Annotated in this window: 9 protein-coding genes; 4 read left to right on the plus strand and 5 right to left on the minus strand. The window is 65.4% G+C overall.

What is annotated here, in order from left to right:
• Positions 1-39 precede the first annotated feature (39 nt).
• Positions 40-525: an aspartyl protease family protein gene (locus tag AX708_RS03475; protein WP_066531731.1), complete on the plus strand. Its 486-nt coding sequence runs from the start codon at positions 40-42 to the stop codon at positions 523-525.
• Positions 526-575: 50 nt separating this feature from the next.
• Here AX708_RS03475 and AX708_RS03480 read toward each other — a convergent pair whose 3' ends face one another.
• Positions 576-1,493, minus strand: a complete 918-nt coding sequence (locus tag AX708_RS03480; protein ID WP_082745674.1) for a LysR substrate-binding domain-containing protein — start codon at positions 1,491-1,493, stop codon at positions 576-578.
• A 56-nt stretch (positions 1,494-1,549) separates the two neighbouring features.
• On the opposite strand from AX708_RS03480, the gene AX708_RS03485 reads away from it, so the two are divergent.
• Positions 1,550-3,472: a TonB-dependent receptor domain-containing protein gene (locus AX708_RS03485; RefSeq protein ID WP_066531734.1), complete on the plus strand. Its 1,923-nt coding sequence runs from the start codon at positions 1,550-1,552 to the stop codon at positions 3,470-3,472.
• Between the two features lie 7 nt (positions 3,473-3,479).
• Here AX708_RS03485 and AX708_RS03490 read toward each other — a convergent pair whose 3' ends face one another.
• The 4 genes from AX708_RS03490 to AX708_RS03505 all read right to left on the minus strand — a co-directional run bounded on the left by AX708_RS03490 (position 3,480) and on the right by AX708_RS03505 (position 9,596).
• Positions 3,480-3,851, minus strand: coding sequence for a hypothetical protein (locus AX708_RS03490; RefSeq protein WP_066531736.1), 372 nt, complete (start codon positions 3,849-3,851; stop codon positions 3,480-3,482).
• 84 nt (positions 3,852-3,935) lie between these two features.
• A complete protein-coding gene (locus AX708_RS03495) occupies positions 3,936-5,597 on the minus strand; it encodes a right-handed parallel beta-helix repeat-containing protein (RefSeq protein ID WP_156443480.1) in 1,662 nt (553 codons plus the stop codon).
• Complete coding sequence (locus tag AX708_RS03500) at positions 5,594-7,339, minus strand: hypothetical protein (protein ID WP_066531739.1); 1,746 nt, start codon at positions 7,337-7,339, stop codon at positions 5,594-5,596. Before AX708_RS03500 ends, AX708_RS03495 begins: the two co-directional genes overlap by 4 nt.
• Before the next feature lie 148 nt (positions 7,340-7,487).
• On the minus strand, positions 7,488-9,596 hold the full coding sequence (locus AX708_RS03505) for a hypothetical protein (RefSeq protein WP_066531740.1): 2,109 nt from the start codon (positions 9,594-9,596) through the stop codon (positions 7,488-7,490).
• A gap of 287 nt (positions 9,597-9,883) precedes the next feature.
• Here AX708_RS03505 and AX708_RS03510 point away from each other — a divergent pair, with 287 nt between their 5' ends.
• Positions 9,884-11,164 (plus strand): NADH:flavin oxidoreductase/NADH oxidase family protein, encoded by a 1,281-nt coding sequence (locus tag AX708_RS03510; protein ID WP_066531741.1) that lies wholly within the window; start codon positions 9,884-9,886, stop codon positions 11,162-11,164.
• A gap of 1,546 nt (positions 11,165-12,710) precedes the next feature.
• Positions 12,711-13,676, plus strand: coding sequence for a sterol desaturase family protein (locus AX708_RS03515; protein ID WP_066531742.1), 966 nt, complete (start codon positions 12,711-12,713; stop codon positions 13,674-13,676).
• Positions 13,677-13,761 lie beyond the last annotated feature (85 nt).

A 13,761-nucleotide genomic window follows, 5' to 3' on the forward strand; every position in this document is an offset into this window, starting at 1 on the left:
TTCATGCGTCCCATTGCCCTAATCATCGTCGCCCTTGCCATGGTCCTTCCTGCCCCCGCACCGGCTGCGCCGCCCGAATCTGGCGAAGTCAGCCGCTTCCTCGCGAGCCAGGGCTTTACGGTCCTCAAGCTCACCAAGCTGCCCACCGGTCACGAGATCATCGACGTTGAGATCAATGGTCAGGCGGGCACTTTCGTGCTCGACTCCGGCGCCGGTGCGACCGTGGTGAGGCATGACCGGCTGGCGAAGTTCGGGCTCGGCGCAGCAACCGGCGAACAGCAGGGCGCGGGCGCCGGGGGCGCCATCGCGATCACCAGCCATCCGATCGGAAGCATCGCGCTCGATGGCCGGGCCGTGCCCCTGAAGCAGGTCTACAGCACCAATCTCGACAGCGTCGTCGCGCGGCTGAAGGCGGCTACGGGCACCGAGATCGACGGGGTCGTCGGCCAGGACATCCTCAGCGGCTTTGCCGGGATCATCAATATCGGATCGAGCGAGCTCTACCTCAAGCTTCCTGCGGGCTGAACCGGCGCGCCAGCGCGCATCGGCATGGTCGCTGCGTGATCAAGTCGTCTTCACGCTACGTTTTCGTTCAGGAACCGCTCGGTGTGCGCCATCTCTTCGCGCACCCACTCGGCAAAGGCGCGGACGTGGGGCGGGGTGGGCCGGTCGGCGGGAAGTGCGAGGTAATAGCTCCACGACGAGGCATGGCGCGGCCCCGCCACGGTGACCTCGCGGTTGACAATCCGGTCGGACATCAGGACCAGATCGAGCACGCCCATGCCCGTACCTGACATCACCGCCCCGATCACCAGCTCGCGCGACATCACCCGGATTTCCTGACCGCCCTGTTGCCACTGCGGCCAAGGATCCCAATCGTCTTCGCTCCCGACCCACACGATCCGCGGGATCGCTGCACCGTCCGCCCGGTCGCTGCGCACCAGTGGGCCGAAATACTGCGGCACCAGCAGATGCGCATCGATCCCCGGCCAGTCGCCGGGGCCGAGCCTGATCGCACAATCGATCCGCTCGCGCTCGAGATCGAGCAACCGAGGCGAGGTCGCCAGACGGACATCGATTTCGGGCCGGGACTCGGTAAAGCGGGCAAGCCGCGGCAGCAGCCAGTTGACCGCGAAGCTGTCGTAGGCGCTGATCGTCATCACTTGCCGCGCGCTGCGGACCTCGTCGAGGGCAGCGTCGATCGCGGTGAAGGCAGCGCCCAGCTGCGCGGCGAGCTTTGCACCCTGCACGGTCGGCACTGCCCTGCGCCCCTCGCGCCGTAGCAGCGGCAGAGGCATGGCAGCATCGAGCGCTTTCAGCTGATGACTGATTGCAGAAGGGGTCAGCCTCAGCTCGGTGGCGGCCGGGTTCACGCCGCCGAGCCGCACAACTGCTTCGAACATCCGCAATGCGTTAAGCGAGACACTGAGCGAAGCACGCGAGTTCATAGTTGAGATTTTCTCATATGCAGCGCGGATCAATTCGATAGTCATCGCAGGATTTGCAAGGGATACAAGCGCCCCGTTCAACAGGCCAGAATGCCTCTCCGATGAAAAGATCAACAATTGTCGGGTTCGTCGCCGCGCTGCTCGGAGGTGTCGCCGCGGCGCCGCTCCACGCCCAGCGTTCGACCGAGAATGCGCTTCAGGCCGCCAAGGATGCCTTCGGCACCAGCATCGGGCGCGAGAATATCGGGCTCTACGGCTCGGATGATGTGCGCGGATTTTCGGCGGTGGATGCGGGCAATGTGCGGCTCGAGGATCTTTATTTCGACCCGGTCACGCTGCCCTCTTCGCTGCTGCGATCGACCACCACGATCCGCGTTGGGATCGCGGCTCAGGGCTTTGCCTTTCCTGCTCCCTCGGGCGTGGTCGACATCCGGTTGCGCAGACCGGCCGCAGACCCGGGGCGCAGCCTGTTCGTCTCGGCGGACACCTTTGGTTTTCTGGTATCGGAGGCGACCGCAGATGTCCGGCTTTCCCCGCGCTTGGGCGCGGCGCTGGGTGCGGGGGCCTATCGCGAGGCCTATGGCAACGGCACCACCGACTGGATCGCATCGGGAAGTGCGACCTTCGAATGGAAGCCCTCGGACAGTCTCGAGGTGGTGCCCTTCTTCTCCTATCTCGCAATGCGCGAGGTACAGAGCCCGCCCGACTACATAACGGCGGGCGAATACCTGCCCCCGCGCGTGCCCCGGCAGTTGTTCACCGGGCCGGCCTGGGCCGAGAACGCGCGCAACCGCTATAACTTCGGCACCGTCGTCAAGTGGCAAGAGGGGGGCTGGCGGCTGCGGGCAGGGCTGTTCCGTTCTGTCTCGAATGCCCCCGCGAGTTTCGCCAATCTCTACCTCGACGTCACCCCCGGTGCGACGGCGAGCCAGCTGATCGTGACCGATCCGCCCGCGCGCAACGGATCGACGAGCGGCGAGCTGAGGCTCGACCGCGCTTTCGGCAGCGGCGATGTGCGGCACACGTTCACGCTGTCGCTACGCGGACGGCTGCGCGAGCGCCTGTTCGGCGGGAGCCAATTTGTCGAACTGGGCAGGATCGCCATCGGCGCGCCGCAGCCTGCGCCGCCTCGGGGCCCCGCGTTCGGAGCACAGGACCTCAACCAGATCCGGCAGGGCACGATCGCGGCAGGATATGCTCTCAGTTGGCGGGGCGGTGCCGACCTTAATCTCGGCCTCCAGAAGACCGATTACCGCCAGCGCGCCGTGCCCGGCAACAGCGCGGCGCTTGTCGGCAGAGCGAGCCCCGTGCTGCTCACCGCGACCGGATCGGTACGACTTGACGAGCGGCTGTCGGCCTATGCCAGCTATGCCGAGGGGCTTGAGGACAGCGGCGCTGCGCCGGGCAGCGCGATCAACCGCAACGCGCCGCTGCCCGCCAGCCGGACCCGCCAATACGATGTCGGCATGCGCTGGAAGGTGAAGCCCGGTCTCAGCCTGATCGTGGGGGCCTATGATCTGAGCCGCCCCTATTTCCAGTTCGACCCGCAGGGCGCGTTCAGCCAGCTCGGCAGCACCGCAAACCAGGGCATTGAGGTGAGCCTGTCGGGCGCGATCACCCCGCGGCTCGATGTGGTGGGCGGGGCGATCCTCGGCGATTCCAAGGTACGCGGCCTGGCGGTGGAGGCAGGAACGGTGGGGACCGAGGCGGTAGGGCGACCCGATCGACGTTTGAGCCTTGCCTTTGACTGGCGCCCGCGCTTTGGCGAGGGCGTAACCCTGTCTGCCGGATTGCGGGCGCAGTCCTCGGTCGTGGCGACAAGCAGCAGTGCGGTGCGGGTTCCTGCGCGAGCCCTGTTCGATGCGGGCTTGCGCTACGGCTTTCGCCTCGGAGATGCGCCTGCGCAGGCACGACTAAGCGTCACCAACCTCGCCAATACCTTCGGATGGGACGTCTTCGGCAGCGGCGTTTACGGGTTCATCGATGGGCGTGCGGTGCAGTTCAGCCTGGGAGTCGATTTCTGAACCGGCCTCACGCCACAGACTCGGCGCGGTAGCGCTTGATCTGGTGCCACAGTTCGATCTCCTGGCCGATGTCCAGCATGGTCGAACGCGCGATCAGCCAGGCGCGGCGGCCCTGCCGGGTGTCGATCCGCCCCAGGTCCTCGACCAGCCGGGCGCGCTGCTTGCGCGGCATTTCGCGCAGCGCGGCGAGCAGCAGCAGCGCCTCCGCGCTGTCTCCAAAATCGACCAGCGCGCGCGCCATCTGCTCGATCTCCCGCATCCGGGGCGAGCGATAGGCAAAGCGCTCGCCCTGAGCCGCGAACAGCTTGGCGCGGGCAACGAGGGTGTTGGCGAGCGTTCCCTGCCGCACCCGCTCGCGCGCGGCGCCGGGCAGGGCCACGACCGACGGGCCCCTGTCCGGTTCGGGACAGGCTGCCCGGCTGATTCCACGTGCCATTTTCCTCTTCCCCCCTTGCGCCCGTGCTCAGAAGCTTTCGAAAGCGCCGATATCGATGCCCGCGCCCCGCGGCCGGCGCGCTCCGGCGATGTCGCGCGCCGGACTGCCGAGGCTACGCGCGGCATCGATCGCGAGACTTCCCGAGAGCAGGCGGAAATCCTGCTGCGCCGGATCGACGAAGCGCGGATCGCCGGTCACGTTGTTCTGCCCCGAGCCTTGCGCGAAGCCAGTCCCGCCGAACACGAGGTTGAAGCTGAAGGCTACCCCCGTGGCACGGCTGATCTGGCTTGCCAGCTTGTCGGAGCGCGCGGACAGGATGGTGTTGAGCACCAGCACGTCATCGGCATCGGTGACAGCGATCTCGCTGGTGATGTCGGGATGGCGGGCGTTGGACCAGCTGGTGTTGTTGACCACGTCCACCCGGTTGCTGGAATAGACATTGATCCCGCGCCCGCCATTGCTGAACACGATGTTGTTCTCGATCAGCGTACGGCCCGGATAGATCCCCAGCGTGGAGCCGCGCTGGGTGTTACGGAAATCGTCGATGATGATCCCGTTGCCATCGGTGACGCGGCGCTTGGCCGGGTCCGGATCGGAATAGTAGAACGGGATGTAGTTGTAGTTCTCGTAAGCCACATTCTGGCGGATGATCATCTTGACGGCGGTGGAGTTATCCGAGTTCCACGGCTGATAGATCGAGATGCCGCTATTGGCGTAGGGCGCGTACCAGGCGTTGCGATAGACCCGGTTGCGCTCGATGGTGAGATAGTCGGCCGCCTTGGCGTAGATCCCGCCGCCGGGGAAATCGCGTACCTCGTTGTCGCGAATGACGACATGGGCGGGGCGCACCTCGGGTCTGTCCTGCGACGGCGCGATGCCAATCCCGTTGCCGCTGGTCACCGGATTGCCGAGGTTGTTCGCCTCGGCCTGCGCTTGCTGGAGCGTAATCTCGGCGCGGTTGCCTTCGAGCGTCAGGCCCTCGACGATAATGTAGGAGGCCTGCACACCGACCGCGTTCCAGTTGCGCGCCTTCAGCAGGGGCTTGTGACCGGGATAGCCGATATAGGCGATCCACGCGTCCGATTGACCGCTGCGCGAGATCGTCAGGATGTTCGCATCGGCATTGGTCTGCGAATAGGTGCCGTTCATCACCAGCACGCTGTCACCCGGCTGAGTGATCGCATGGGCGGCCTGAAGCGTGCGCTTGGGGGCGCTTTCGTAAAGGCCCGATGCCGCATCGTTGCCGCTGCCCGCGACATAGATCACGCGGCCGATGCTGACACCGAGATCGAGAGTGGTGCTTGCCACCTGCCGCCCGCTCTGGTCGAACCCGCGCGCCTCGTAGCGGTCGGTGCGATTGGCGCTGGCGGTGTAGGCCACGCGGAACCCGAAATCGCGGGTGTTGTCGCTACCGACCAGTTCTCCGCCCCGATAGAGCTCGACCCGGGAAACGGCATCGCCGCCAGCCGCAGTGAACGTGACCCAGCCGGGCCGGGTTACCGGACCATCGGCGGCGAGGACAAGTGTCGAGGCCGTCGGCGTCGGAGAAGGACCAGGTGTGGGCGTGCCGCCGCCCACCGATATGCCGGGCGCTGCCCCCTCACCCTCGCCCCCGCCGCAGGCTGCGAGCAAGGTCAGCGCAAGTGCCGCGAGGCAGCTGCGCACGGGTTGCCAGCGCAGGCCACTCACAGCACCGCTCCGGCGCGCTGGGCCACCCGCTGCATCAGCGCATCGTCTTCAGCCCGTCCGGGCAGACCGGCGTAATCGAAGAAAGCCCGGATCTGCGGGAATTCGCCATCATTCGTCGGCGCCGCGCCGTAAGGGGCGATTGCGCCGCTGATGAGCGCTTCCTCATGCAGCAGCAGGCTCATGCGGAAGAAGTTCGCCGCCGTGCGCTTGTAGGCGGCGATCTGCGCGTTCTTGATGTCTGCGCTGACCGCGGTGTTGCCGGCGCTGTTCCAGCGGCTCGGCATCTGCCGGTTGTACTTGGCGAAGTAGCCGAAGAACAAGTGGTAGGGCGGCGGTTGCGCGGGCGAAGCCTCGGGTCGATACGATCGGTTGACGAGCCGCAAGGCCTCGATGAACACGCGGTGGTTGAAGTAGTCCAGATCATGCAGGTTCGCGTGCAAGTACTCTCCCAGCAGTGTCGCATTGGACTGGTGAGTGCGCTGCAGGCCCGGATCGAAGCGCAGACCCATCACGAACCAGGCGATCCGGATGTCGGTTTCGGACTGGCCCGCAGTCAGCCCGGGATCGACGCTGTCGACGACGAATTGCGGGTAGCCCATGATGGCGAGCCGGTCGCGCAGGGCATCGCGCGAGGAAATGTTGCCGACCTGCCCGGCGCTCGAGGGATCGGCATCGAAGCCGAACCGGGCGTAATCCCCGAATTCCCAGATCGGGTTGGGCAGGAACCGCGGCAGGCGCTCGCCCGAACCGCCGGTGGCACTCTGCTTGTCGAACATCGTGCGGAACGGTTCCGCTGTGGCGAGATAGGAGAACGGCACCGCCCCGCGCATGAACTGGTCGCGCCGCCCGAGCGCCTCGGTGCGCAGGATATGCTGCCCGACCATGGCGTTGCGCAGCTTGAGATCGGCCACGCGCGCGATCTTCGTGTCGTGCGCGGCAAGGTTGCCCGGGCGCAGCGCGAAAGGCTGGGTCATGTTCGGCATCGCGAAGTAGATCTTCCAGAAATTGAGGTCGCTCGGGTCGGCGAGGTAGGCGTCCTGCAAGGCGAGCCATTCAGCGCGCCGCTCGGGCCGCGGGGTGAGCGCGACGTCGGCCACCCAGTCGTTGAGATTGCCCTCGGCAGCCCCGTGGAACTTGTCCGTCGACCAGATCGGAAAGGGGATGCCGATCTTCATCTTGTCGAAGTCGATCGCGAGCAACTCGTCCCGCGCGCGCTTCGCGTCTGTCAGCGTGCGGATCGGGCGGTCCGAGGTCAGCGTGGGCGCAAAGCGCGCCAGTTCGCCCGCAAAGGCGACGTCACGCTCGATCGTACTGGCGCCGGGCAACACCGCGCCGCCGGGTTGCAGCGGGCGGAAGGTGCGCGGGTTCTCCGCCTTGAGGCTGTAGGCCTGACGCACCAGCTTGATCCCGGCGATCAGTTGGTCGACCTCGGCCGGCGAGGCCCCGTCGATGATCCCGCGGCGGCTGATATCCGCGTCGGGTGAGCCGATCCGGGCGAGGTCGAAAAAGTCCGGGCCGTGGCACGACATGCACTCCCCCTTGATCCGCGGCGCACGCCAGACAGCCATGGCCGCCTGGTAGGTCGGGTTGCTGGCGAGGGTCGCGGGGGTCACCGGCGCCGGTGTGGCGGAGGCCTGGGCCGAGCCCGGCACCGGGGTGACACCGGCAGCGGGCGGCGCGCTCTCGCCGCCGCCGCCGCAAGCGGTCAGCGCAAGTGTTGCGAAGGCGGCTGCGAGTGTCACGTGCGGGCGTGTTATCGGCATTGAGACGGTCCCTGACTCTGCGGTCGGTGGTGGATTTCTGGAAGCGGCCGTAAGGGGCGCTGCAATCCGGGTTGCGCGCAGGACAGAGCCGCGTCACGCGACGGCTCTGCCCTGCACGTGGGGGAGGTCAGATCACCTCGTCGATGCTGAACGCGAAGGGCTTGCCCGCCAGCAGGCGGCCCGTGCCATACTGGAACGGCTGGCGGTTCGGATCGTCCGGCCCGGCAAAGGGCCATTGCTCCTGCCAGAAGCCATCGAGCCGCCCTGGCTGGTAGGTCGCGGGGTAATTCGGGATGTACATGCCGTAGACGTGGACGGTCTTGCCCTCGTAATCGAGCACGGTCAGCCCCTGCGCCTGGAGCGCGCGGTCCTTGCCGGCGCCGAAGAAGCCCGCGCCCTGCTGGGCGATCACCAGCGCAACAGGATCACGCAGGCGGCTGTCCTTGAGCACCGCATGGCGATCGCCCTTGTAGCTGTAAACGCCCACCTCGCGCGCTCCGCGGCTGACGATGTAGAGATCGTCGGTGCGGACCGCTCCGGCGATCGGCGTGGTGATCTGCACCGGGTTGCGACCCACCCGCCATTCGCGCACCGCAGCCGTCGGCATGGTCGAACTGCTTGCCGGATCGATCAGCGAGCGCACGTCGTATTGCCGGATGGTGCCGTCCATCGACCCCACGGTGAGCAGCGTCGACAGATAGTTCCAGCTCCGCCCGTCCCAACCGGACAGGGTGTTGGTCCCGGTGCGGATCTGGCGCGCGAACACGGCGGTCGGCTGGACCACATCGAGCGTGCCGAGCACCGTGGGGCGCTGTTCGGGCTTGTGCGCGAAGGTGTAGGGCCACTGGTTGTCGCCGGGACCCTGATTGCTGTTGGCGGTCTCGTTCCACTTGGCCTGCGTGGTCAGGTACTGGTCGCGGTAGAAGCGCAGCAGCGGGCGCAGATCGACGATTGCGACCTTGTTTTCCGCGCGCGAGCCGACCACAGCGTAACCTGCCGAGGCGAGCAGCCTCCAGTATTCGGTCTGCGGAATGAAGGTATCGAAGGCGAGGTTGCTGCGCGCGAACCAGCGATCGCGCTCGGCCTGGGTGTCGAGCCCGCGCCCGCGCCACTCCTCGAAGCCACGGAACTTCATCGTGCCGGTCGAAAGCGTGACCGACAGCGTGTTGGGCGCCGCCATCGGCAGATCGACGAAGCCGAGGAGCTTCAGCGATCGGACATTCGGCCAGCTCTGGACGCCCCAGCCGTAGCGCCCGGTATCTTGCGGGCCGATGTTGGCCGGGTCTTCCGGGTTGACTGCGATCACTCCCAGCTGCCCCTTGCGCGCCGCCGCATCCCACACGGTAACGAACAGGAACTCGTTCATCGCAGAAAGTGCCAGCGCGGTCGGCACCTTGCCTGCGGGCAGGCGCAGGCTAGGCTCGACGAGATTGCCGATCCCGCTGTAGGAATCGTTCCCCGTTCCCGCCGCGGCAATCAGCCCGTTCTGGAATGCAAGAAAGCCGGTCACCGAGTTCTGGATGTCCCCGCGTGCCACGGCCACGGCCGGAAGCGGTAACGTGGCATCACGGCGGCGCAGGTTGGCGACGGCAGGGGTTGTGGGTGTGGAGATGTTGTTGCGGTTCCACCAGTCGCCGTACCACGAGGCGTTCATGCGCATGCACAGCGCCTGGGTCGAACCGTCGCTGGCTCGGGTCGCCATCGCCCCGTCGAAGGCGCGCGCGTTGGCGACGCCGGCAGACAGCTCGGCAGGTGCATTGGCGTCTGGGCTGAACAGCATCTGGCCCGACCAGATCCAGCCCCCGCCCCCGCCGAAGCCATCCCCATAGCCATCCGGGGCGTCGCTCTGGATCAGCTTGTCGGAAGTCTGGCAGAACTTGTCGGCGAGCGCGCGATTGAGCCCGCCCTTCCACAGCCCGTTGGGTTCGGGCTGGTAGATGGTCGCGGTGGGCGCTGGCTCGTTGTAGTCGGTCGCGCGCGGCCCGAGGCGATAGCTGACCATTTCGGCGGTGTGGTAAGCGTTGGCGACGCGGGTGTACTCGCTCCAGTTGATCGAGCCGTCATTGTTGAGGATGAGCTCGCGCCACTGCCCGATCTGGCGCTCGCCGCCGACTATGGCGGGAGGCGCTGCGGTGGGAGTCGGTGTCGGCGTGCCGCCGGTTGCGGGCGGTGCGCCCGAGCCGTCTCCGCCGCCGCAGCCGGCGAGCAGCAGGCTCGCCGCCAGCGCAGCCGTCATGCCTTGCATTCGTGCCGCAACTGTCCCCTTCGTCATGCCCCATCCTTTCGCCTAGCTGCATCGATCAGGGCGAAACTCGGAATTTCACGGATAACTTTGGGTAAACGCCGGAGTTTTTGAGCAATATTTCAAAAGGCTTATCGGAGGCCCATTAACCATCGCAATCCAGGCGAAGCGATCGCTACATAAAACTGTCGACAGCGTTGAGTGGACCGGCCAGTAACAATACTCCCGATGACGAAAGCGCTCTACCTCGTGCCAGTTCGGCCCCGTTCGGAAGGCTTTGCATGCTCGAATCGCCCCTTACTTTGCCCTGCGGTGCCACCTTGCCCAACCGACTCGCGAAGGCAGCCATGACCGAAGGACTCGCCACGCCAGACGGCGTCCCGACAGCGGAGCTGGAACGACTTTACGGCCTGTGGTCCGATGGCGGGGCGGGGCTGCTCATCACCGGCAATGTGATCGTTGACCGCGACCACCTCGAACGTCCCGGCAATGTCGTGATCGACCGCGTCCCCGACGCAGCGATGGCGACTGCACTCGCGGGCTGGGCGAGGGCTGGGACGCGCGGTGGCAACCATCTATGGGCGCAGATCAGCCACGGCGGGCGGCAGGTGCAAAAGACCGTCAACCCCGCGCCGAAGTCTGCATCGGACGTGCAACTCGCACTTCCCGGCGGTCAGTTCGGCAAGCCGGTGCCGCTTACTCGCGACGAGATTGCCGATCTTGTCCGGCGTTGGGCGATTGCCGCCAAGGCCTGTCAGGACGCGGGCTTCACCGGCGTCCAGATCCATGCCGCGCACGGATACCTCGTCTCGCAATTCCTCAGCCCGCGCTCCAATCACCGGACCGATGACAACGGCGGGACCCTGGAAAACCGCGCGCGCTTCCTGCTCGAGATCGTCGCCGCGGTGCGCGCAGCGGTCGGCCCGGCCTTCCCGGTCGCGGTCAAGCTCAACAGCGCCGATTTCCAGAAAGGCGGCTTCGACTTCGCCGACAGCCTCGCTGTGGTCAAATGGCTGGAGGCCGCCTCGGTCGATCTGATCGAAATTTCGGGCGGGACCTACGAACAGCCCAAGCTGCTCGGGATCGAGGGCATGGAGGCGGTGGAACACCAGAACGTCGCCCCCTCGACCGCCGCGCGCGAGGCCTACTTCGTCGATTTCGCGCAGGCCATGCAGGCCGAGGTCAGCATCCCGCTGATGGTCACCGGCGGCTTCCGTAGCCGCGCGGCGATGGTGCAGGCGATCGAGGGCGGGGCAGCGGACGTGATCGGCCTCGGCCGCCCGATGTGCGTGATGACCGACGCCCCGCGCCGCCTTATCGAAGGGCTCGCCCAGCTGCCGCGCTACGAGGACCGGCTTGAGGTGATCCCGAAATGGCTCGGCTTCCTCAAGCGGTTTCAGGTGGTCAAGGCGATCAACGGCTTTGCGGGCATGGCGTGGTATTACCAGCAGCTGTGGACGCTCGGCCAGAAAGGCCGGACCGACGAGGCGGCGGTGCCGTTCAAGACCTTCTTGGCGCTCGACAAGCGCAACAAGGCGATCCTCGCCGCGCGTGCGCGCTGACGTCACAGACCGGACGCGCCGAGGGGCGCCGAAAGGCGCATGGTCAGCCAATCGAACGCCAGAGTTCAGAAAGTCCATTCCGGCCATCTTCAGTCCCATGCAGTTCCTGGACATCGCCGATACCTAGCCCCTTGCCGGGAATGCCCCGCTCATCGATCGGACGGCGATCGTGCCGGCTGCCCATTCAAGGACCGGAGAGGTCGCCGCGAAACATGCGGATGCCGTTTTGCTCGTCGACATAAGCGAATTTGCCAAGGCCGAGGCTGGGGTGACGTGCTGGCCTGTTGTCGATCAATGAAGTCGGACCGCCCTTGTCGATGGCGTGCAGATATCTTGCCCCCTGTCGGCCAACTGAGCTGGTCGAGTGCGTTCCGGTACCCCGATTGTATGCCAGTCTGGCAGCCTCTGCCAAAATCGGACCTTTTGATGCTCTTGGGCTCGAACGGCTGGCCTTGGGCAGAGAGCTACGGAACCCGATTGGATGATCGGACATCGATATGGCGTATCTCTTTGCGTTGAACGCGCCATGAGCAAAGCCGTCCATTTGCCGAACTCGAGACAATAAAGGGAACCCCTGATTGTCCGCGATTGAACGTTCGTCCTGCCATTTCGTCTCCTTGGTGGATGTCGGAAACTGGGGGTACAGGAGGGGGCGTCATGCATATGACCGAGTATCTTTTCGATCCATATCAAGCGCTTATGCGTTACCTGAAAGTCCCTCCTCCGCTACCAAGAAAATAAATCATGGAAGATAAACGATAAAAATTCAGGAAGTGGGTCTCGAACGATATCCACTTTCCGCTTTAGGTATCGCTGCTTAATTGCCGAAATAAAACGATTTTGGGGCGATTGGGTTAATTATCCCTAACCTCGAAATCCACCGTTGTTTGAATGTGCGGGGGTATTCTGGGGGTATCGCTCAACGGCTCAACTGGCTCACGATACCCCCTAACGCGCGGGGAAGCTGCATAAGCTCACGCGATGTTGTCGCTGGCTCGGGTCGGGCCTGGACTGCGCACCGGAAGCGGCCGTTTCGCGCACTTATGTTGGTCAGTGCGGCTCGCTTATGGATTGCCTGAAAGCCAACTGGTTCCCCATCCGCCGCATTGACGGGATCTGGGACAAAACTGCCAATCGGCGCTGTGTGCGGAAGTGACCAGTTCCGCCGAAACCGGCAGTTCGTTAAACAGCGCGGACGGCTGCGGTGAAATCTACAATTGGTCGGCAGCTGACCGTGCCCCACCCGAACCGTATGGCAGCCATTTGGGGATCGCATCCTAGTCCAGCATTCAGTCAGCGTGCTCGCAGCCGACATCGGTTGTTGGCTTCACGCGTCCGCTGTCGCGCCTACCTCATTACGATTGCCGGGCTCCACAGGCCATAGCACACGCGCCCGAGCTATGGCTTGCGGCACCTAAGGATCCTTCGAAATCGTCTGACGATGCTTGGAAGTAACGATTTGCTGCGCGCGGACGAATCCCGGTCTTGCGCCGATGCGCGCGATTGCGTTCCGAGAAGTGCAAGTCATGGAGTGGTTTGGTAAATAATGGTGAGCAAGCCCGCGCCACATCAGCAATGGAACGCGCGGCGTCTCGCGGGCTTCATTGCAGGGTTCGGAGCCCTGATCATCCTTGCCGAGCTGCTGCTACGGCTGACCGGCTGGCTGCAAGGGGAGATCGGCTGGGCGCTGCTTGACCGCGATGTGCCCGAAGAAGCGGCGCAACTTGTTGCCGCACTGGCCGGCAGCTTGCTCGCGATGACCGCGCTGGTTAGCCTGTTTGCTGTGGCCGAATGGCGGCATCTGCGCTTTGCGCGCCTCCTCCCGCGCTATGGCGAGGGCCTGCTGTACACCGCGACCGCGCTGGTGCTCGCCAGCCTAATCCAGACGGGTGCCTTCGCTGGGCTGACGCGGCTGGGATTCGCGCCGCTGCTGCGCGCCGAGGAACTCGGCCCGGCGCTGGTGGTGCTGCCCTTCGCCTACATGATCGGCATCGGGTTCTTCGAATACTGGTTGCACCGCGCGCTGCACGGCGTGCCGCTGCTGTGGCGACTGCATGCGATCCACCATCAGATCGAAGGGCTCAATGCGGCGCGCAGCTATTCGCACTGGGCGCAGGATGCGCTTTATTTCGCGGTAATCACAGTGCCGATCGCCCTGCTGATCGACCAGCCCCAGCCGCACGTGACGCTGGTGACGAGCTTCTACCTCGTGTCGAACTACTACATGCACAGCGACAGCCCCGGGCTTTCCTTCCCGCCGTGGCTGCGGCACGTGCTCGCCGACAACGTCTACCACCACCACCATCACGCGCGCGCGGTAGAGCACTGGGGCCGCAATTACTGTTCGTTCTTCAGCTTCTACGACCGCCTGTTCGGCACCCAGCACATGCCCGGGGACGAGACCTTCCCGGCGACCGGGATCGAGGGATACCGCCCGCTGTCGGGCTGGCGCGATTATCTGGTGCGCCCCTTCATGCGCGACCCGCGGGCAGGGGCCGAACCGACCCGGTGATCCTGCGAAAGCGCTGCGGCCTCGCCAAGCTGTAACGGAGGACGATCCAAGCGCGAACCGCCTTCAGGGACCGGAGATCCGGTGG

It is taken from the genome of Erythrobacter sp. CCH5-A1 (assembly GCF_001557115.1).
Taxonomy (GTDB): domain Bacteria; phylum Pseudomonadota; class Alphaproteobacteria; order Sphingomonadales; family Sphingomonadaceae; genus Erythrobacter.